This is a genomic window from Candidatus Omnitrophota bacterium (genome assembly GCA_030688425.1).
GTDB lineage: Bacteria > Omnitrophota > Gorgyraeia > Zapsychrales > JANLHA01 > JAUYIB01.
Map to the genome: position 1 here is coordinate 34,350 of JAUYIB010000031.1, position 18,777 is coordinate 53,126.

An 18,777-nucleotide genomic window follows, 5' to 3' on the forward strand; every position below is an offset into this window, starting at 1 on the left:
TTCACCGACCTATGGAAACCAATGATTCCATACCGATCAAACCGGGCTGGATTTGGAAACTTTACCTGTTTATTTATTTTACCATCTCCCTGGGTATGTGCGTCGTTTGTTTTGCCCCCTCGTCTCCCGCGACGCTGTACTACCAGATCCTGCTCGCCTTCAACATCTACTTCCTCTTCCCCTACTCCCTGCAAGTCCTCTCCCTGATCCTCAACCTCCTGACCTGTCTGCCGGTTTACCTGTTCGTGTACCAAATCGATGTGTTGCGCCCTAAATTCTGGAGGATGTTTTTATTGGCGCGGCTGGCCGCTGAAATCTTCGGTCACTCGTATGAATATAATATCATCAAAGCCGCGTGGGTCGACTCCCCTGTCACGGCCGCGAACATGATCATTTCCTATGTGATGGCAGTCAGCCCGTCATACATCGTCCTTGGCCTCTATGCCTTTCGGGACCATTTGGGGTTATACGAAAAAGCCGTTACTCCTTCTCCAAAGCCACAAGAGGCCGTTTGAAAAAACGCTGGGTGAAGTCTTCCAGAATGTGGTAAAAGCACGGGATGGCAAAAAGCGTCAGGGACGCGGCAAAAAACAGGCCCCACATCATCGCGAGCGCCATCGGCTTCAAGAACGGGTCCCCTCCTCCGATCCCGTATGCGACCGTCACCAAACCCGCGATCGTCGTGCCGGTTGTCATCAGGATCGGCCTCAGCCGGGCCTGGCTGGCCTCCACCAAGGCCTCCAAGAGGGCGAGCCCGTTCCGTCGACGGCTGTTGATAAAATCCACCAGAATGATGGCGGAGTTCACGACCACACCCGCCAGCCCCACCATCCCCATGAAGGCAAAAAAGCTCAAGGGACGCCCGTGGAGAAGGAACGTCACCACCACGCCGATGAATCCGAATGGGATCGTTACCATGATCAAAAATGGCAGGAGCAGGGAATTGAACTCCCTCGCCAGGATGATGAAGATAAAAAACAAAACCAGCAGGAACGAAGCGAGAAGGTTCCTCAACGTTTCCTGCTGTTCCTCAAATTCCCCCTTATATTGGATCGTGGTCCCCAAGTATTGATGGGCGACATCTTTCAATTTTCTTTTAAGCATCTGGTTCACGCTCATTGAGGTCGCCTTTTTGTTGTCCACCTCCGCGGCCACCATGACAACCCGCTTCCCATCCAGGTGGTTGATCTGGTAAATGCTTTCCGTCTCCTCCACCGTTGCCACGGACAAAAGGGGAACGAGCTTGCCCTGCCGATTCGCGATTTGGATATTTTGAAAGACGTCGGCCCTGTTTCGGACTTCTCCGGGGAAACGCACAAGAACGTTGATCTCTTCCTCGGCTTTGGACGGCTTGATGGAAGTGGCCAACCCGCCCTCCACGACATTGCGGATGGTGGTGGCGATCTGCTCAACGGTCAGATGGTATTTCCTGGCCTTCTGTTCGTCAATCCGGACACGCAGCTGCTTTTTCCCGAAATCATATCCGAGACTGATGTCGGATACGCCGGGTGTCTTTTCCAGAATACTGCGGACCTTGCCGGCGACTTCCAGCAAGACGTTGAAATCCTCTCCCCGCACACCGACGGCCACGGCGTTCCCGACCGGCGGGCCTTCCTTCGGCATATAAAAATACAGTTTTTCAAACCCCTGGATTTTTTCAAGCTGAGGCCGCAGGGAATCGATGATTTCCTGAGGGGTCCGTTTGCGATCCTGCATAGGGGTCAAAAAGACCGTGACCTGCCCCAGATGAGTCCCCCGTTTCGCGTTCGGATCAAAGTTGGCCTCGGTTTCTATACTGCCCAGATACGTTCGAAACGAATCGAGCTCCCGGGGAGAAATGTTTGACACAAGTTTTTCAATCGGCACGATCAGGTCATCCATTTTCTTCAGCGGGGTCCCCATCTTGGCTTCGGCCCGTATAAAGAAACGCTCGATCCCTTCCCCCGTGAAAAGGACCACTTTCAAGTAGAACGCGGCCAGGAGGATCGAGACAACGAATGCCCCCGCCAAACTGAGAGCGAAGCGGTAGCGGTGCCTGATACAAAACTGCAAGGCCCTGGTATAAAGCCGTGTCATCTCTTTGAACCAGCGCTGTTGGCTGCCGTTGGCTTTCCGGTGACGGGACACAAATTTCTTTAAAACGGGGTGATTGGCCCAGTCAGCCAAGTGGGCGGGGAGGATGACAAACGCCTCAAACAGCGACGCGGTCAGGGCGAAGATCACGATCAGGGGGATGAAACGGATGAATTTCCCGATAATGTCGGGCATGAACAACAGGGGAAAAAACGCCGCCCAAGTGGTCAGGATACTGCCCAGAACGGGGGAAACGACCTCATTGGCGCCCATGACCACGGCCTGACGGACAGGAACCCCTTTTTCGATATACCGGTAGATGTTCTCCGATGCGACGATCCCGTTGTCCACGAGCATCCCCAGGACAATGATCAGCCCCAACATGGTGATAAGGTTGATGCTGATTCCGAGGGCATACATGAACCCGAACGTGGCAAGAAGCGCGAAAGGGATGCCCAGGGCCGTTGAAATCGCGGGGACAGGATCAAGGAACAAAAAAAGGATCAGGATCACAAGAAGGAAACCCTGGGCGCCGTTGACTTGCAAGACCCCTAAACGGCGTTTGACGTAATACGAATAGTCATTCGTCAAGGTGACGCTCAGCCCCGGCGGCAGCTTGGATTGATACTCCCGGACAACCTCTTTGACCTTATCGGTGATCTTGATGGCGTCCGCGTTCTCCCTTTTGACGACGACCATGGCCAGGGCTCTGTGGCCGTTGATTTTGGCAATGCGCGTTTCATCCTCAAACGTGTCCACAACCTGGGCGATATCCTTGACCTTGACCCAGTTGCCGTCATCATTGGCCCGGACCACGACTTCTCCCACTTCCTCCGGCGTCAGGAATTCCCCGGTGATGCGGACATTAAACTCCACCTCCGGCAAGGTGATCTGCCCGCCGGGGACAGTAATGTTGCGCGACCGCAGGGCCGCCATCACTTCATCAAAAGAGACGTAATATTCCTTCATTTTCCCCGGATCCACTTCCACCCAAAACTCCCGGTCTCTCCATCCGATCCGCCGGACCGAGGAGACATCGTTGATGTCCAGGAGGAGGTCTTCCAGGATCTCCGCGTGCTGGCGAAGCTGCGGTTCAGGAAAATTTCCGCTCAGGGAAATCTCGATGACCGGGATCTCCTTGGACGTCATCTCCACGACGAGGGGGTCTTCGACCTCTGCCGGCAGGTCCCCCACCCTGTCCACCGCCCGCTGAATATCATCCACGACTTTCTTTTTATCCCGTTCACTCGGCTCAATCTTGAGCCCGATCAAAGAGATACCTTCTTCGGACGAAGAGTTCATCTCCTTGACGCCGCTCACAGACTTCAACTCCTCCTCCAAGGCAATGGTCACCAGCTTTTCCACGTCTTCGGGAGACGCGCTGGGATAAACGGTCTGGATGGTAACCTCATCGAAGGAGACCTCAGGGAAGGCCTCGCGGCGGACGCTGAACATCGCCATCATCCCGCCAAAAAAGATGAAAATGGATATCAGGTTAACGAAAAGAGAATTCTTGACTGCGAATTCAGCCAGTTTCATGATTCCACCTTTTCCCTATCAAAGCCAATCAATGGTCAAAGCCCTTCCTGCCAAAAGGCATTCAGAAGGACCCCCTCCCTGCGTTTCAATTCAACCAAAGCCGTTGCATACCGATACTTGTCCTGGGCCGCTTTCCAGCGGGCCTCGATCACGTCTTCCTGAAAGCGGATGAGGGTGTCCGTGTCCGACCGGCCGGTCCTGAAACGCTTTTCTTCTTCCATCAGCTTGTTTGCCTGCAATTCGGCCACAATATCGCTGTTCGCGGCCACTTCGAGGAACACGTCGCAGCTGCGGACTTGGTCCATGATATCAATGGCGATTTTTCGCTCCAGCAGTTTGATGTTGACCAAAGCCCGGGCCTTCTCCAGATCCGCTTTCTTCAAATTGGCCTTTGCCTTGCGGTTTTCCAGGGGGAAAGAAACGGATAGTGTGGCGGCAACATCGGCGTTGTATTCAGAGCCGATCTGTTCAACAGCGCTGCGAAAACTGTCGGCCGAAACGCCGTTCTGCGCCAAGGACGCCGTCAGGTTGATTTCCGGCCAAAGGTTATTTCTTTCCATGGCCAGCTTGATATCGCGATTCTTGAGCTCATTGTGCGCTTTTTTAAAATCTCTACGGTTTTCCAGCGCGGCTTTAAGGGCGGGATGGACAAGAGTTTCTTCCTCCGCGGCACCCAGAGTGTCTTGCGGGGCGATCTGCGCCGTGTCGTCCGGGATATTGAGAAGAAAACGTAAAACGTTCTCCCGCGTTTTCAGCTCGCTCTCGGCCATCATCACATCACTTTGGCGGGTCCGGTAATTGGCTTCCGTTGCGATCAATTCCGGTTTTTCCACCAGGCCGTCCCGAAACTTGGCCTGATCGTGTTCCCACAGCCGCCGGGCCTGCTCGAGCATGTCCCGGGCAATCTGTGCCCTTTCAACATGCAATGCCATCTCCCAATAAGCTTTCTGGACGTCCGCCAGATACTGCTCAATTTTATCGAGTGACGTGTATTCGGAATTTTCAATCTCACCCTGAGTGATCCGGATATTTCCCCGATCCTGGATGCCGAAAAAATTCTTTCCCAGGTCCTGCTCGACCGTCAGCCCTAACGAAGAGTCGTGCGCGGGATTGAGCGTGACAAAAGAGGAATTCGTCCAATGACGGTTGTTGGCCATATCCACGCTGACCGTCGTCCCTGTCGGCAGTTTTCGGGATATCCCGATGTTGTAATCGTTATCCAACGATTTTGTCCCCATAATTGAGGACGTCGGCTCACTTTGGTCATCCTCGTACCCCACCATAGCGCTCAGGATCGTGTCATAAATGGATTCCGCTTCGTCCTGCCGTGTCCTCGATATATATACGTCAAACTTTGCCAATTGGATGTCAAAATTATTTTGAAGCGCCAAACGGCTGGCCTCATCCATGGTCATAGCATACGTCCGCATTTCCGAAGAAGGCACAAGATCATCCACCGCCTGCTCGACGGCCGAAGATTCGGCTTTGCCGTGATAAGGGATCATTAATATGAGGAAGGCAGCCATTATTGCCGCGGGCGTTCTCATGTCAAAAGCCCCTGGATGCGCTTCAAAATCCTGAGATAATTTTCCGCGTCCTCGGCAGGCAGTTTTTCCACGACCCCCTGCCAGCGGTCCTGGATGGTCTTACGCAACTTTTTCGCAACGGAGACCCCCTTCGGGGTCAAAACAATGTGAATGACCCTCCTATCTTCACGATCAGGGATGCGCTTGGCGTATCCGGCCCGCGCCATCCGGTCAATCAGGCCGGTGACGGTCGGAACGGAAACCTTCATCAGGGAACTCAGTTCGGAAACCCGGCAGGTTTTCTGCTCATGCAGGATCATAATGACGAACAACTGCGTCTGGGGGATATCGACCATCTGGAAGAACCTGAAGACAATGCCGCGGGCGACCTTGGGCATAATGACAGCAATTTCTTTGGCAATTTGCGCTGAGCTCATATTCCGCCTCCCATGTTGTTAGCCTGGCTAAATATTAGCATAGCTAATTAAATATGGCAAGGGGGCTTTTGGGGAATACCCCGCGCGCCACACCGGGCCATTAAAAACCCCGGTGACTGCCTTGTAAGTAATCCGCGGGGTTCATTCGTCCGCCAATGTATGCCGTGTGCTGGATCTGCGGTGGCTGCGCTCCGCAAAACCCCGGAAGAGCATGAAAAAAACCATTTCCCCTTATCCTACAGCGGGACGGAGCGCAAAGCCCCTATCGGGACGAAACGCCGCAAAAAAAATGCCCCATGATCTTATGATCACGGGGCATCAAATAAACCCGGTAACGTTCTACTCTCCCATAGCCTTACGACTATAGTACCATCGACCTCTAAGGGCTTAACTACCGTATTCGGTATGGGAACGGGTGTTTCCCCTTAGGTAATGTTACCGGAAATTCTTAAATTTTACAGTTAGGTCTTTTCGAAAGATACGATAAACGAGTAAATCTCATTCTTTCAACCGGCCGAGACCGGAAGAAAAAATAAAGATCAAGCATTCGGCAGATTAGTACTGCTTAGCTAAACCCCTTACAGGGCTTACACCTGCAGCCTATCAACCTCGTTACTCTTCGAGGTGCCTTTCCTCCCTTGCGGGAGATCGATATCTTATCTTGAGGGGGGCTTCGCACTTATATGCATTCAGCGCTTATCCCTTCCGAACGTGACTACCCGGCCTTTGCCCTTGGCAGGACAACCGGTACACCAGAGGTTCGTCTCTTCCGGTCCTCTCGTACTAAGAAGAGCTCCTCTTCAGATATCGTGCGCCCACACCAGATAGAGACCGAACTGTCTCACGACGTTCTAAACCCAGCTCACGTACCCTTTTAACCGGCGAACAGCCGGACCCTTGGGACCTTGTCCAGCCCCAGGATAGGATGAGCCGACATCGAGGTGCCAATCCGCGCTGTCGATATGAACTCTCGAGCGCGATCAGCCTGTTATCCCCAGAGTACCTATTGTTCGTTGAGCGATGGCAATCCCATAATCAACCACCGGATCACTATCCCCTACTTTCGTATCTGCTCGACGTGTCCGTCTCGCAGTTAAGCCTCCTTATGCGATTGCACTCTAAAGCCGATTGCCGACCGGCTTGAGGAGACCTTTGGACCCCTTCGTTACATTTTAGAAGGGAACCGCCCCAGTCAAACTGCCCGACTGGCACTGTTACATGCCCTGATATAAGGGACATGATTAGAATTCTAATACTTTAAGGGTGGTATTTCACCGTTGGCTCTTGCACGGCTAGCGCCGTGCCGTCACAGCCTCCCACCTATCCTACACATAAAGGACCAAAATTCAATACCAACCTGCAGTAAAGGTTCTGGGGTCTTTTCGTCTAGGTGCGGGTAAGCGGCATCTTCACCGCTACTACAATTTCACCGAGTCCCTCCTTGAGACAGCGCCCAAGTCGTTACACCATTCGTGCGCGTGGGAACTTACCCCACAAGGAATTTCGCTACCTTAGGACCGTTATAGTTACGGCCGCCGTTTACTGGGGCTTCAGTTCGGAGCTTTGCCTTACGGCTAACCCCTCCCCTTAACCTTCCAGCACTGGGCAGGTGTCACACCCTATACATTGTCTTTCGACTTAGCAGAGTGATGTGTTTTTACTAAACAGTCGCCCGGGCCTCTTTACTGTGATCCTCAGGACTCCGCCTGTGCGGCTTCATCCCTCGGACACCCCATATCCCGAAGTTACGGGGCCATTTGTGCCTAGTTCCTTAAGGAGAGTTATCTCGAGCGCCTTACCATGTTCTGGTTATCTACCTGTGTCGGGTTACGGTACGATCAGCTATGGAGCTCGTTTAAGAGTTTTTCTCGGTAGTATGGCATGAGTGCCTTCGCCTTTGGCGTACCGCAGGCTCCCCGTAAGCTCTCACACCCGTGTCTCCACGAGTGCCACAGCTTTGAACGGAGACGTCCAACACTCCGCGCACCTAGCCTTCTACGTCATCTTAAACTGGTAACGCCCATAGCCGGTTCCGGAATATTAACCGGATGTCCATCGCCTACGCCTTTCGGCCTCGACTTAGGATCGACTAACCCTGGGTGGATTAACCTTCCCCAGGAAACCTTAGATTTTCGGCGCTATGGTTTCTCGCCATAGTATTCGTTACTCATTCCGACATTGTCACTACTGTCCTCTCCAGCGCTCCTTACGGTACGCCTTCACAGTGAGACAGTACGCTCCTCTACCACTGCACCCGTCCGAAGACGGATACAATCCAAAGCTTCGGTTATCGCCTTGAGCCCCGATTATTTTCGGCGCAAGATCACTCGACCAGTGAGCTGTTACGCACTCTTTAAATGATGGCTGCCTCTGGGCCAACATCCTGGCTGTTTACGTGATCTCACTTCCTTTACCACTTAGACGATATTAGGGACCTTAGCTGTTGGTCTGGGCTGATGCCCTCACGACCCTGAAGTTTAGCCCTCAGGGACTGACTCCCGGAATAAGATACGCAGTATTCGGAGTTTGGTTAGGTTTGGCAGCCCGGTGAGGCCCCTAGCCTATTCAGTAACTCTACCCCTGCGCATCCGATCATCCGAGGCTAGTCCTAGAACTATATCGAGGAGAACCAGATATTGCCAAGTTTGATTAGCCTTTCACTCCGATCCACAGCTCATCCCTACCTTTTTCAACAGATATGGGTTCGGGCCTCCACTGTGTTTTCACACAGCTTCGCCCTGGCCATGGATAGATCACCTGGTTTCGGGTCTATTATACGGTACTAAACGCCCTATTCAGACTCGCTTTCGCTACGCCTACCTCCGAGACGGAGTTAAGCTCGCACCGCACAATAACTAGTCGGACCATTATGCAAAAGGTACGCCGTCAGCCATTCATACCCGAAGGTATGCATAGGCCTCCGACCGCTTGTAAGTCTATAATTTCAGGTTCTATTTCACTCCCCTCGCCGGGGTTCTTTTCAGTTTTCCCTCACGGTACTAGTCCGCTTTCGGTCAGACTCTAGTATTTAGGCTTAGCCCATGGTCGGGCCGGATTCCTGCCGAATTTCCCGTGCTCGGCAGTACTTGGGATGCCTCTAAGGTGCCTGATGATGTCAATTACAGGACTATCACCTTCTATGGTGTGGGTTTCCAGCCACTTCATTTATCACCAGACAATCCTACGTTGAGGTCCCGCAACCCCCTGGTGCATGCACCAGGGTTTAGCCTGTTCCCTTTTCGCTCGCCGCTACTGGGGGAATCCCTTACGGTTTCTTTTCCTGGGGCTACTTAGATGTTTCAGTTTGCCCCGTGTGGCGTCAAGCACCTATGTATTCAGTGCAAGATATCCAGGTACAACCCTGGATGGGTTCTCCCATTCGGAAATCTCCGGATCACGGTCTATTTGCGACTCCCCGGAGCGTATCGCCGCTTATCGCGTCCTTCATCGCCTTAGTCTGCCTAGCCATCCATCATAGACTCTTTGTAGCTTGATCACTATAGCGTTGAGATATACTCGGTCAAAGTATTTCTCGAAAAGACCTAACTGTCAAAGAACGATCCGATCGCGCCGGGGCACGACCCGAAAATCGCACAAAATCTTGTTATCTCTGTGAGCAAATCGTGAACAAGTGGAGCTGAGGAGGATCGAACTCCTGACCCCCTGCTTGCAAAGCAGGTGCTCTCCCAGCTGAGCTACAGCCCCGTTTTACCTCAATCAATAAGATCTATTTGAGAGGAAAACGGGGCTCGCCCTTGACTTCCCAGAGGCAAACTTGCCACGAGATGAAATCAAGGGCAGCCCCATCTTGCCTTTTGAAAGCAACGCTCATGAGGAAAATGGGGCAATCCCGACTACCAAAAATGATTTAGAGTCGCCGGGGCAGCCCTCATTTTACGCACCCCTCTTCCACTAATATGGTGGGCCCAAGGGGAGTCGAACCACTGACCTCGTCCTTATCAGGGACGCGCTCTAACCAACTGAGCTATGGGCCCAATTGATTACTCGACTCTAAGCAATGCAAGGAGAAAAAAAGATAGCCAAGTCGTTTCAAAGAATCCGAAACGCTCTTGTATTTACAACTCAACGACTCATCTGTTCGACGAGTTTGTCCTGTACACAGTGGACAGATTGGTTTTCCATTTCATCCGCCGAAGCGAAAGAAATAGAAAGGAGGTGATCCAGCCGCACGTTCCCGTACGGCTACCTTGTTACGACTTAGCGCCAGTCACCAGATTTACCTTCGGCCTACCTACATAGGACTTCGGGTACCTCTGGCTCCCATCGCTTGACGGGCGGTGTGTACAAGGCCCGGGAACGTATTCACGGCAGCGTGCTGATCTGCCATTACTAGCGATTCCGGCTTCATGAAGTCGAATTGCAGACTTCAATCTGAACTGGGGCGGATTTTTAGAGATTAGCTCCCCCTCGCGGGTTGGCAACCCTTTGTATCCGCCATTGTAACACGTGTGTAGCCCAGGGCATAAGGGCCGTACTGACTTGACGTCATCTCCACCTTCCTCCTGGTTATCCCAGGCAGTCCCCTAAGAGTGCTCTCGCCTCACCTTTCGATGAGACAAGATCGCAACATAGGGCAATGGTTACGCTCGTTGCGGGACTTAACCCAACATCTCACGACACGAGCTGACGACAGCCATGCAGCACCTGTACAGGCTGACGGACTTGACGCCTCGTTCCCCTTTCGGTTCACTACTTCCTGTATGTCAAGCCCTGGTGAGGTTTTTCGCGTAGCATCGAATTAAACCACATGTTCCACCGCTTGTGCGGGCCCCCGTCAATTCCTTTGAGTTTTAGCCTTGCGACCGTAGTTCCCAGGTGGAGCACTTAATGCGTTAGCGGCGGCACTGACCCTTGCGGGCCAACACCTAGTGCTCATCGTTTACGGCTAGGACTACCAGAGTATCTAATTCTGTTTGCTCCCCTAGCTTTCGCAATTTAGCGTCAGGACAGGACCAGGAAATCGCCTTCGCCACTGGTGTTCTTCGCGATATCTACAGATTTCACCCTTACACCGCGAATTCCATTTCCCCCTTCCTACCTCAAGCCTGCCAGTTTGAAAGGCAGTTCTGCGATTGAGTCGCAGGATTTCACCCCTCACTTAACAGGCCGCCTACTTGCCCTTTACACCCAATGATTCCGAGTAACGCTAGCCACCTCCGTATTACCGCGGCTGCTGGCACGGAGTTAGCCGTGGCTTATTCGTCAGGTACCGGCAGTTTCATGGCTATTAACCATGAAATTTTCTTTCCTGACAAAAGAGGTTTACGATCCGAAGACCTTCATCCCTCACGCGGCGTCGCATAGTCAGGCTTTCGCCCATTGCTAAATATCCTCGACTGCAGCCTCCCGTAGGAGTCTGGGCCGTGTCTCAGTCCCAGTGTGGCTGACCATCCTCTCAGACCAGCTACCCGTCATAAGCCTTGGTGGGCCGTTACCCCACCAACTAGCTGATAGGACGCGAGCTCATCCATAAACGGCAGGCCTTACGGTCCCCGCCTTTAAACACTCTGACATGCGCCAGTGTGGTGTTATCAGGGATTACCTCCACTTTCGCGAAGCTATACCTGATTTATGGGAAGATTACTCACGTGTTCCTCACCCGTTTGCCGCTCCTCTTTTCAATTTCTGCATCCACCTTGCGGCTTCAACAAAAGCCGAAAAGAGGTCGCTCGACTTGCATGCCTAATCCACGCCGCCAGCGTTCACTCTGAGCCAGGATCAAACTCTCCAAAACAACTTGGCTAAATTGTTTGATTGCTCAAAGATAACAAGATTTCAAAGAACGTTTTTGTCAATTGAGACAAAAAACCTCCTGGCACTATTCTTGGCGGATTAGTGCCGGGAGTTGATTGCGAAAGTATTTTGAAGAAGAACTGTAACTGTGATGTACTTCTAAGGTTTAAGAAGAATAACAGATGGGCATTTTATTGTCAAGAATTATTTTAAACTATTTTCGGTGTCCCCTTGCCCGGAAACATTTTCGCCTCCCGACGGAGAAAAAGCCCCCTCCGTCCCTAAACCCGCACCGTGCGGTCCCGGCACCAATCCCTCACGGCCTCAACATCTTCGCGCCGCAAAACAGCCAGGGGTTTTGTGCCTGCGATCTGCGACAGCACATCCTCCTGCGTCACGCCAAGGCCTTTGGCTTTCGCGCTGTAAAGCGCCGCGATCACCGCCTGTTCAATTTCCGCTCCGCTGAAATCAACGCTGCGCTCTGCCAGCCGTCGGCACTCGAATTTATCCGGCGAAAGCGAACGGCGGCCGAGATGGATTTTAAAAATCTCTTCCCGCTCTTTCGCGTTGGGGAGGTCCACAAAAAAAACTTCGTCGAACCGCCCCTTGCGCAGGAGCTCCGGCGGAAGCTTGAAAACATTATTGGCGGTCGCGGCAACGAAACACCGGGATTTCCTCTCCTGCATCCAGGTCAAAAACGTCCCCAGGATTCTCTGGGAAACGCCTCCGTCCACATCGGCCCCGGACGACGCGAGCCCTTTCTCGATCTCGTCAATCCACAAACACAGCGGGCTTAATTTATCAACGGTCATCAGGGCTTTTCGTAAATTCGTTTCCGTTTCGCCGATATACTTGCTGTAAAGCGCCGAGATGTCCAGACGGTACAACGGCAGGCCCATCTCACCGGCGGCCGCCTTGACCACCAGGCTTTTCCCGCAGCCCTGCACCCCGACGAGGAGGATCCCTTTCGGCGGGGGGAGATCCGCAGGCGGCGCGCCGCTAAAGGCCTGCTTGCGCTCGCCGATCCATCTCTTGAGGTTTTCAAATCCCGCGACCGCGCCGGAACTCTCGGACGAACAATATTCCAGCAATCCCTCCTGGTCAAACAATCTCTTCTTAAAATCTTCAATTGTTTTGATGTCCCCAAAATCCAGCATAAAGTCATTCAACACACACCGGGTCACCAGACTGCGGATCTGCTGGGCCGTCAGGCCCTTAAGCAGATGAAGGACCCTCTCCTGCCCCGCCTCATCCAATCCTACGTTAACCGCCGGGTCCACCCTCTTCATTTCCCGGATCACCTCGTCCAGAAGGTTGCGGATCTGGGCCGTATCCGGATACCCTCCAAGAAACCGGACCATGTCCGGCTCGAGTTCCTGGGGGAATTTATATTCCGCGGCCAGGACGATCACCGTTGACGGCGTGGAACGAACCGCGTTGATCACGTCCTTGAACAAACGCAGAGCGTACGCGTCATCCAAATATTTCTGAAAATCCTTGAGCAGGATCACAGCGCCGCTATCGCCAAGGTTCGGGAGGAGCGTCAACAGGGTCTTCAGCATGTAAGCCGGGTCCGCTGTTTTATAAAACCCCCCCTCCTTCCCGATCCCCATGCCATTGGACACGGACCACTGATAAACAAGCATGTTGAGCCGGCGCGCCGTTTCCTGCACCTCATTGATGGCACCGGTCTCATCAGGGCTTTCGTAATAAATCACCGGATGGCGGGATTTGAGCAGCAGGAGGAGATCTTCAGATGGATTCATAGCGTTGCAGGCGGCTCGTCACCGGAGCCCGAGAAGTTTTTTAGTATTGGCGGAAAGTATCTGTTCTTTGGAACTTTCCCCGGCCGCAGACTGCCGGATAACGGCGATGGAAGCCGGCATGTCCTGGTTGGCCGGGAAATCGCTGCCGTAGAGGATGTGAGACGGGTCCGTGACCTCCAGGGCGCACAGCAAAGACGCGGCAGACTTGGAACCGCTGGTGTCAAAATACAAATTCCTGAAATACTCGCCCGGCAAACGGCCGAGGTCCCTGACAAAATTTCTGCGCCGGAGCATCTGATAGGTGTTATCGAATCTCTCTTTGACAATCGGCAGAACGCCGCCGTAATGGGCGAAGATGAATTTCACGTCGGGGAAACGCGCAAAAACCCCGCTCATCATCAGCTTTCCGATACACACGGAAACATCAAAAACATACTCCAGAACCGGCGACAACAGCGGGTCTTTGAGCCTCTCCTCCCCGATGGGATTCAATATCTGCGGATGGACATGGACAGGGAGCGAGCGACTCGCCGCGAACTCATACACCGGAAAAAAATATTCATCATCCAAATATTTACCGTTGTAACTGGAGGCCAGTGACAAAACCCTGAACCCGAGGTCCGCAAGGCGATTCAGCTCATTTTTCAAAGACGCGGGGTCGTCCGGCGGCAGGATCCCTCCGCCGATCAACCGGTCCGGATGCTTTCGGACAGCGGAGGCGATCGCTTCGTTATAGATGCGGCAAAGGTTCGGCCAGCCGCCCATGTTCAGATGGGCGTCGCTGGTAGGATACAGCAGCACGGATTTTTCAATGCCGCACTGATCCATGGTCTCCAGCTGGCGATCAAGATCGGACCAGTTCACCTTGAAAAACATGGTGTTCTGCGCCACGTCAGGAGGCATATAATGGCTGTGCACGTCAATCATGAGGAATCCGTCATCTGGCAGGGATATGAATACAAAACGGCATTGAGCCCGAAACCGCAGGCGTACCGTCCTTGGGTCAAACAACCGGCAACGGAATTACTTCAACATCCCGTTGGTCCGCAGCTCCTTCTCAACGTTATCAAGGGCTTTCTTGAGTTCCATCAACAGGCTGATGTTGATGGAAACCCCCTTGGCCGTCGGGACCATTTCGTTTGACCCCTGGGTCATGGTCCATGTCCGGATGTCCACGAGGTCGTTCCCCTTGAATTCCCGGATACCCACGCGGACTTCCTGGAACTTGTTTTTCTGAAAAACCGCCACGGTTTTGTCCATTTATTGATCACCTCCCGTGAAGGACACATGCCACAGGTCACAAACCACACGCAAAGGCCTTATCGCGTGGCGTGTGTCGTGTGACGTGTGTCTATTTCGCTTGTTGTTGAGCATAATCAATCACCGGCTTGGTCCACGGCGTCTGCTGGTTAATGACGGCCAGCTCAAGAGGACAAGCGTTCTGCGGCACCGACAGGGCAAACATGACCATATCGGCCACCGCTTCGGGCGACATCAACCGGTCCTTTTGTTCCTTCGCGATGTCCTGCAGATGACCGGTCAGATCGCTGTCAACGACTCCCGGCAATATTGAGGTCACCTTGATGCCGCGGTCGCGCATTTCCCAGAACAAACCCTTCAGGAAGGCGCGCAATCCCACTTTCAGCGAGCTATAAACCAAAAAGTTGCGCGGCAGAGGGTCGCATAACGTCGAACCGGAGACCATATTGATGATGGACCCGTTCTTCTGCTCAAGCATGTAGGGGATCACCAAACGGATAAGCCGCACGTAACCCAGATAATTCGTATGGGCCAATTTTTCCAAATCTTCCATCGGCTGCTTCTCAAACGGATATTGGCTGGACACGCCGGCGTTGTTCACGAGGATGTCGATCGTCTTGAATTCCCGGATTGCGGTCACGACCAGACGCTGCAAATCATCCAATCTGGACACATCCGTTGAAAGACCATAAACTTTGACGCCGTATTTCTTGGAGATTTCTTTCGCAGTCTCATCCAGCGTGGACTGTGTGCGCGCGGCCAAAAACAGATTAACGCCGTTCTCCGCCAAACGCATCGCCACGGCCTTGCCGATCCCCTTGCTGGCCCCGGTGATGATGGCGTTTTTGCCTTTCAAATTCAACTTATCCATGTCCTCTCCTTGTTTTATTCCGCGATGACGTACTTCAAAAACAACGAACTGACGAACATCAAAACCCCCATGGTCAGGAACGTCAAAGAAAAACTTTTTTCCACAAAAAACCCGCTCAAATAAAATCCGAGCCCGCCGCTGGCGAAGCGAAGCGCCGAATTCAACCCCGCGATCATCGGCCTGTCTTCCTCCGGGAAATCAGTCAACACGGTGGAAACACCGTTGTGATTGATCGTCCACCCCAGGGACAGGACCGCCATGATTGCCCCCAGCAGCAGCAAAGGATATTTTCCAGCCAGAGCCATCGTGGCCAAGGCCAGGAATAAGGCTCCGGCCCGGCAGGCCGCTCTGCGTCCCTTTTTGTCGGTGATCCATCCGCCAACCAGCTGTCCGGAAGCGCCGCTCACAGCAGCCACCGTGAAAAACAAACTTATCGCGGCCTTGTCCAACTGATAAATCTGGCTCAAATAAACTCCGTACCACTTGTGGACGCCGTGGTACAAAAAACTCATGGCAAAAATAAACATAAAGACATTGCGGATCCGCGGCTCGTGAAAAACCCGCCAATAATTCACCGGGGAGTCGTGGACCCGGGACAGATCTTTCATCGGCAATAAAATCAGGCACGCCACGGTCAGGACCCCCGCGACCGCCGGCAGATAAAACAACGTGCGCCAGGGCGCCACGCCGGACAAAAGGATCCCGGTCAGCGACGCCATGAAGCCGCAGCCGAAAAACGCGCCGACAAGCCGTCCCCGCACGTCTTTTTCAAATAAATCGCCGATGACCATCAATCCCAGAGGGATAGCTCCGGCGGCAGTGAGACCCATGCCCACGTTCCCGACGAGCAACATGCCGAACGACTTGGTCAGCCCGCAAAACAGAGCGCAGACGGCATAAAGGGCCAATGAGCCGCCCAGCACGGCGCGGTATGTCAAATAGCGGGTCAACCACCCGTACCCCAAGGCCCCAAGGCCGTACGGGATCATATAAAACGTGACGATCCGGGACGTCTCAACGTCCGTGATCCCAAATTCCGCGCTGATGGTGGGGATCACCGCCGCGATGGCCGCGAGGTTGAAGTTGATCGTGACCATTCCGGCGCAGAGCAAAAAATATATCAATTTCCGTTCGGAAATGTTGTTGAGCATAAGAAGAAGCCCTACTCAGGAGCACACGTACACACGGGCACAGGAACACACGGGGGACCTATTTCTTCCCCGCGGTTTGGGCGGCTTCCTGCTCGATGACACGCTTAAAAATTTTCATGTTGTGCCGGGAGTGCTCGTTGATAAAACCCTCGATCTGTTCCTCGGTGAATTTTTTGAACCCGGCGTCCATGGCGAAATCCTGGATCCAGATCATCTCCACCCCGTCCGGCGTTTCATTGTAAAGCCACATGATCTTCATGTAACGGAACGGAAACATCGGTTCATGGCGGGAGGCATAGGCCAGCTTGACGTCCTTGTAAAGCCAGCGCTTCGACACCCAGGATTTGCCTTCGTTGTCCGTCAGACGAAACGTGATCTCATTCCCCTTCTTCTCCAGCACATCCGCCTTCACGTATTCATCCCCGAACAACTCCGTCCATCGCTCGATGTTGTTGGAGATGTCGAAGACGAGCGGGTAAGGAGCGTTGATCACGATTGAATTTCTTGTATGGCCCATTTTATTCTCCTTGTTAGAGCGTATGGCGATTAGCGTAGAGCGGATAGTTAAAGTCACATGTCACACGACACACGTCACATAACACTCCGCTAATTACCTGTTTGGTAATGGCAAAAGCATTTTCAAGAAAAACCCAACCAGCCCACCTAACAAGACGTTAAAAAGACAGCCGAGCAAATAAATATTTAATTCCGCCTTTTTTCTCCCAGAAATTTCAGCCCTAATCCTTACGTCCTTGGTATCTCCTAATTCAGGCATGCAATCTACAATTGATTCAGGCCCATTCGATGTCCAACGCCCTATAGCCTTTATACCAAGCCATAGACCTATGAATTCAGCATGCCCCAAGTAATAACTTGTAGCATAGGCCAGACACTCACATTCACCTAATCTATCAGCAAGTTTAGGGAGACGGAAGACCTTCGAACCCCTGACAACATATTGTTCATGCAACTTTGATATTGTATTCCCTATTTGCTCTCCCACTAATCTTAATGTTACATATGCAACAGATAGAACAACCCAGCAATACAAAAAGCCATCCAAGCACATATACCGTATCCGCCTTTGCTTGTGTCCTTGTGACGTGTGACCTTATAACGGCATATAATACGATAAATATTATTATATTACTACTATATATTGTAAAGAATTATCTTGGGGAACCCCCAGGCCTTATTTCATCCATTTGAGGAGCGTTGCGGCAAGCCGGGCGGCGATGATGCGGGGAGGGCCGAAAGGGTTGGTGTGGCCGATGTCGTAAAAGTCCTGTTGGTCCCCCCTGCCGTTGAAGGCATCCGATAAGTCAAGGAATGCGTCCTGCCGGGCAAGCTTGGCCGCGATGCCCTTATAAAAGCGCCGGTAAGCGATCAACAGCCCCGGATTTTGTTTATCGATCGAATCCAGCTCCCTTGTCTCTGCCCCATGAAGCGGCGATTTCGTAAAGAGCATGGGCTGAAGGACGTGCAGGCACCGGATCTGAAAAGCCCCGCAGACCGCGTCTGTCATGGTCTTGTTTTTTAAATATGTTGAGGTCGTGTCTTCCAAAATTCTCGAAAAATTGCCCCCGCTGATGCTCAACCCGCTCGGCGGGACCTCGTGGCCGACAATCCGCGGATGGACATACCTCTTCCAGAAAGCGGAATGCCGTAAAAGGGAATCGTACAACAACCGGTAAAACTCGGCCTTGGGGTGATTGCGTTCAATGACCGCCGCCGCACCGGAGGATGCCTCCAGTGGGATATTCCCGGGACCGGAATAAAGCCCGTAATACGGATCGTTGTACCCGTCATAGAATACCGCGAACGCCGGGCGCTCTGCCTCGGGGACCCGGCGCAGGAGGTCTGTGAATTTGACGAATTCCAGACTGGAATGGAACATCAGCGTGCCGAAGTTGACCACAGCGGCCCTGACGCCATTTCGTTTGAACTCCTGGGCCATGAAATTGGCGATGGTTTGCTCATCCGGCGCGTCAAGATTCTGCATGGTTGAACCGCCGAACAGCCAGATGATCACATCGGCGCTGTCCAGGGGGGCGCTGTCGGGGACGCGGCGGGAGGAATAATAATCGGTGAAGACGACCGTCGGCGTCTTCACCGGAGCAACGGAAAAAAGAAAATAATCGTAGTATTTCAGCCCCGCGCGCGTGGCCGTAAAAAGGCTGTCACGGTGCGCTTGCGCGCCGGGAAAGGCATTCAGTATCTCCCGATAAGCCGGGCTCTCCAGATGCCAAATGTGGGCATACCGCTCGTTCTCAGAGAAACGCTGCCGCACCCGTGTCCCGATCTCCAAGATGGAAAAGACCGCGGCAAAGAACGCAAGGAAGACCAAAAAATTGATCGCCAGAATTCTTTTGATCTTCTTCCGGTTCATGCTTTTGGGAG

General features: G+C 52.9%; 11 protein-coding genes, 2 tRNA genes and 3 rRNA genes. 1 reads left to right on the forward strand and 15 read right to left on the reverse strand.

The window, feature by feature from the left end:
* Positions 1-11 precede the first annotated feature (11 nt).
* Positions 12-515, forward strand: coding sequence for a hypothetical protein (locus Q8Q08_12010; protein MDP2654739.1), 504 nt, complete (start codon positions 12-14; stop codon positions 513-515).
* Here the strand turns inward: Q8Q08_12010 and Q8Q08_12015 are convergent.
* The 15 genes from Q8Q08_12015 to Q8Q08_12085 all read right to left on the reverse strand — a co-directional run bounded on the left by Q8Q08_12015 (position 481) and on the right by Q8Q08_12085 (position 18,766).
* Positions 481-3,612: an efflux RND transporter permease subunit gene (locus Q8Q08_12015; protein MDP2654740.1), complete on the reverse strand. Its 3,132-nt coding sequence runs from the start codon at positions 3,610-3,612 to the stop codon at positions 481-483. The genes Q8Q08_12010 and Q8Q08_12015 overlap by 35 nt on opposite strands.
* Positions 3,613-3,647: 35 nt before the next feature.
* The gene (locus Q8Q08_12020) at positions 3,648-5,138 is read right to left on the reverse strand and encodes a TolC family protein (protein MDP2654741.1); all 1,491 of its coding nucleotides are present in this window, start codon (positions 5,136-5,138) and stop codon (positions 3,648-3,650) included.
* Between the two features lie 17 nt (positions 5,139-5,155).
* Positions 5,156-5,575 carry a MarR family transcriptional regulator gene (locus Q8Q08_12025; GenBank protein MDP2654742.1) on the reverse strand — a complete coding sequence of 140 codons (420 nt, stop codon included), beginning with the start codon at positions 5,573-5,575 and terminating at the stop codon, positions 5,156-5,158.
* Positions 5,576-5,901: 326 nt separating this feature from the next.
* Positions 5,902-6,018, reverse strand: a 5S ribosomal RNA gene (rrf, locus tag Q8Q08_12030).
* A 92-nt stretch (positions 6,019-6,110) separates the two neighbouring features.
* Positions 6,111-9,071, reverse strand: a 23S ribosomal RNA gene (locus Q8Q08_12035).
* A 136-nt stretch (positions 9,072-9,207) separates the two neighbouring features.
* Positions 9,208-9,280: transfer RNA gene (locus Q8Q08_12040), tRNA-Ala, on the reverse strand.
* A gap of 213 nt (positions 9,281-9,493) precedes the next feature.
* Positions 9,494-9,570: transfer RNA gene (locus Q8Q08_12045), tRNA-Ile, on the reverse strand.
* Between the two features lie 174 nt (positions 9,571-9,744).
* Positions 9,745-11,330, reverse strand: a 16S ribosomal RNA gene (locus Q8Q08_12050).
* Together the 16S, 23S and 5S rRNA genes with 2 tRNA genes alongside form the textbook arrangement of a ribosomal RNA operon.
* A 280-nt stretch (positions 11,331-11,610) precedes the next feature.
* Positions 11,611-13,095, reverse strand: coding sequence for an AAA family ATPase (locus Q8Q08_12055; GenBank protein MDP2654743.1), 1,485 nt, complete (start codon positions 13,093-13,095; stop codon positions 11,611-11,613).
* A gap of 18 nt (positions 13,096-13,113) precedes the next feature.
* The gene (locus Q8Q08_12060; GenBank protein ID MDP2654744.1) at positions 13,114-14,022 is read right to left on the reverse strand and encodes an amidohydrolase family protein; all 909 of its coding nucleotides are present in this window, start codon (positions 14,020-14,022) and stop codon (positions 13,114-13,116) included.
* A 96-nt stretch (positions 14,023-14,118) separates the two neighbouring features.
* Positions 14,119-14,355 carry a transcriptional coactivator p15/PC4 family protein gene (locus tag Q8Q08_12065; protein MDP2654745.1) on the reverse strand — a complete coding sequence of 79 codons (237 nt, stop codon included), beginning with the start codon at positions 14,353-14,355 and terminating at the stop codon, positions 14,119-14,121.
* 91 nt (positions 14,356-14,446) lie between these two features.
* A complete protein-coding gene (locus tag Q8Q08_12070; GenBank protein MDP2654746.1) occupies positions 14,447-15,226 on the reverse strand; it encodes an SDR family oxidoreductase in 780 nt (259 codons plus the stop codon).
* 14 nt (positions 15,227-15,240) lie between these two features.
* Positions 15,241-16,377 carry an MFS transporter gene (locus tag Q8Q08_12075; GenBank protein MDP2654747.1) on the reverse strand — a complete coding sequence of 379 codons (1,137 nt, stop codon included), beginning with the start codon at positions 16,375-16,377 and terminating at the stop codon, positions 15,241-15,243.
* 58 nt (positions 16,378-16,435) lie between these two features.
* Positions 16,436-16,894, reverse strand: coding sequence for a polyketide cyclase (locus Q8Q08_12080; GenBank protein MDP2654748.1), 459 nt, complete (start codon positions 16,892-16,894; stop codon positions 16,436-16,438).
* 675 nt (positions 16,895-17,569) lie between these two features.
* Positions 17,570-18,766, reverse strand: coding sequence for a hypothetical protein (locus tag Q8Q08_12085; GenBank protein ID MDP2654749.1), 1,197 nt, complete (start codon positions 18,764-18,766; stop codon positions 17,570-17,572).
* Between the last annotated feature and the right edge of the window lie 11 nt (positions 18,767-18,777).

Coding starts and splice junctions, on each gene's coding strand:
- Q8Q08_12020 (MDP2654741.1), bottom strand. CDS start 5,138: ATGGCTGCCTTCCTCATATTAATGATCCCTTATCACGGCAAAGCCGAA.
- Q8Q08_12010 (MDP2654739.1), top strand. CDS start 12: ATGGAAACCAATGATTCCATACCGATCAAACCGGGCTGGATTTGGAAA.
- Q8Q08_12075 (MDP2654747.1), bottom strand. CDS start 16,377: ATGCTCAACAACATTTCCGAACGGAAATTGATATATTTTTTGCTCTGC.
- Q8Q08_12065 (MDP2654745.1), bottom strand. CDS start 14,355: ATGGACAAAACCGTGGCGGTTTTTCAGAAAAACAAGTTCCAGGAAGTC.
- Q8Q08_12080 (MDP2654748.1), bottom strand. CDS start 16,894: ATGGGCCATACAAGAAATTCAATCGTGATCAACGCTCCTTACCCGCTC.
- Q8Q08_12060 (MDP2654744.1), bottom strand. CDS start 14,022: ATGATTGACGTGCACAGCCATTATATGCCTCCTGACGTGGCGCAGAAC.
- Q8Q08_12085 (MDP2654749.1), bottom strand. CDS start 18,766: ATGAACCGGAAGAAGATCAAAAGAATTCTGGCGATCAATTTTTTGGTC.
- Q8Q08_12025 (MDP2654742.1), bottom strand. CDS start 5,575: ATGAGCTCAGCGCAAATTGCCAAAGAAATTGCTGTCATTATGCCCAAG.
- Q8Q08_12070 (MDP2654746.1), bottom strand. CDS start 15,226: ATGGATAAGTTGAATTTGAAAGGCAAAAACGCCATCATCACCGGGGCC.
- Q8Q08_12015 (MDP2654740.1), bottom strand. CDS start 3,612: ATGAAACTGGCTGAATTCGCAGTCAAGAATTCTCTTTTCGTTAACCTG.
- Q8Q08_12055 (MDP2654743.1), bottom strand. CDS start 13,095: ATGAATCCATCTGAAGATCTCCTCCTGCTGCTCAAATCCCGCCATCCG.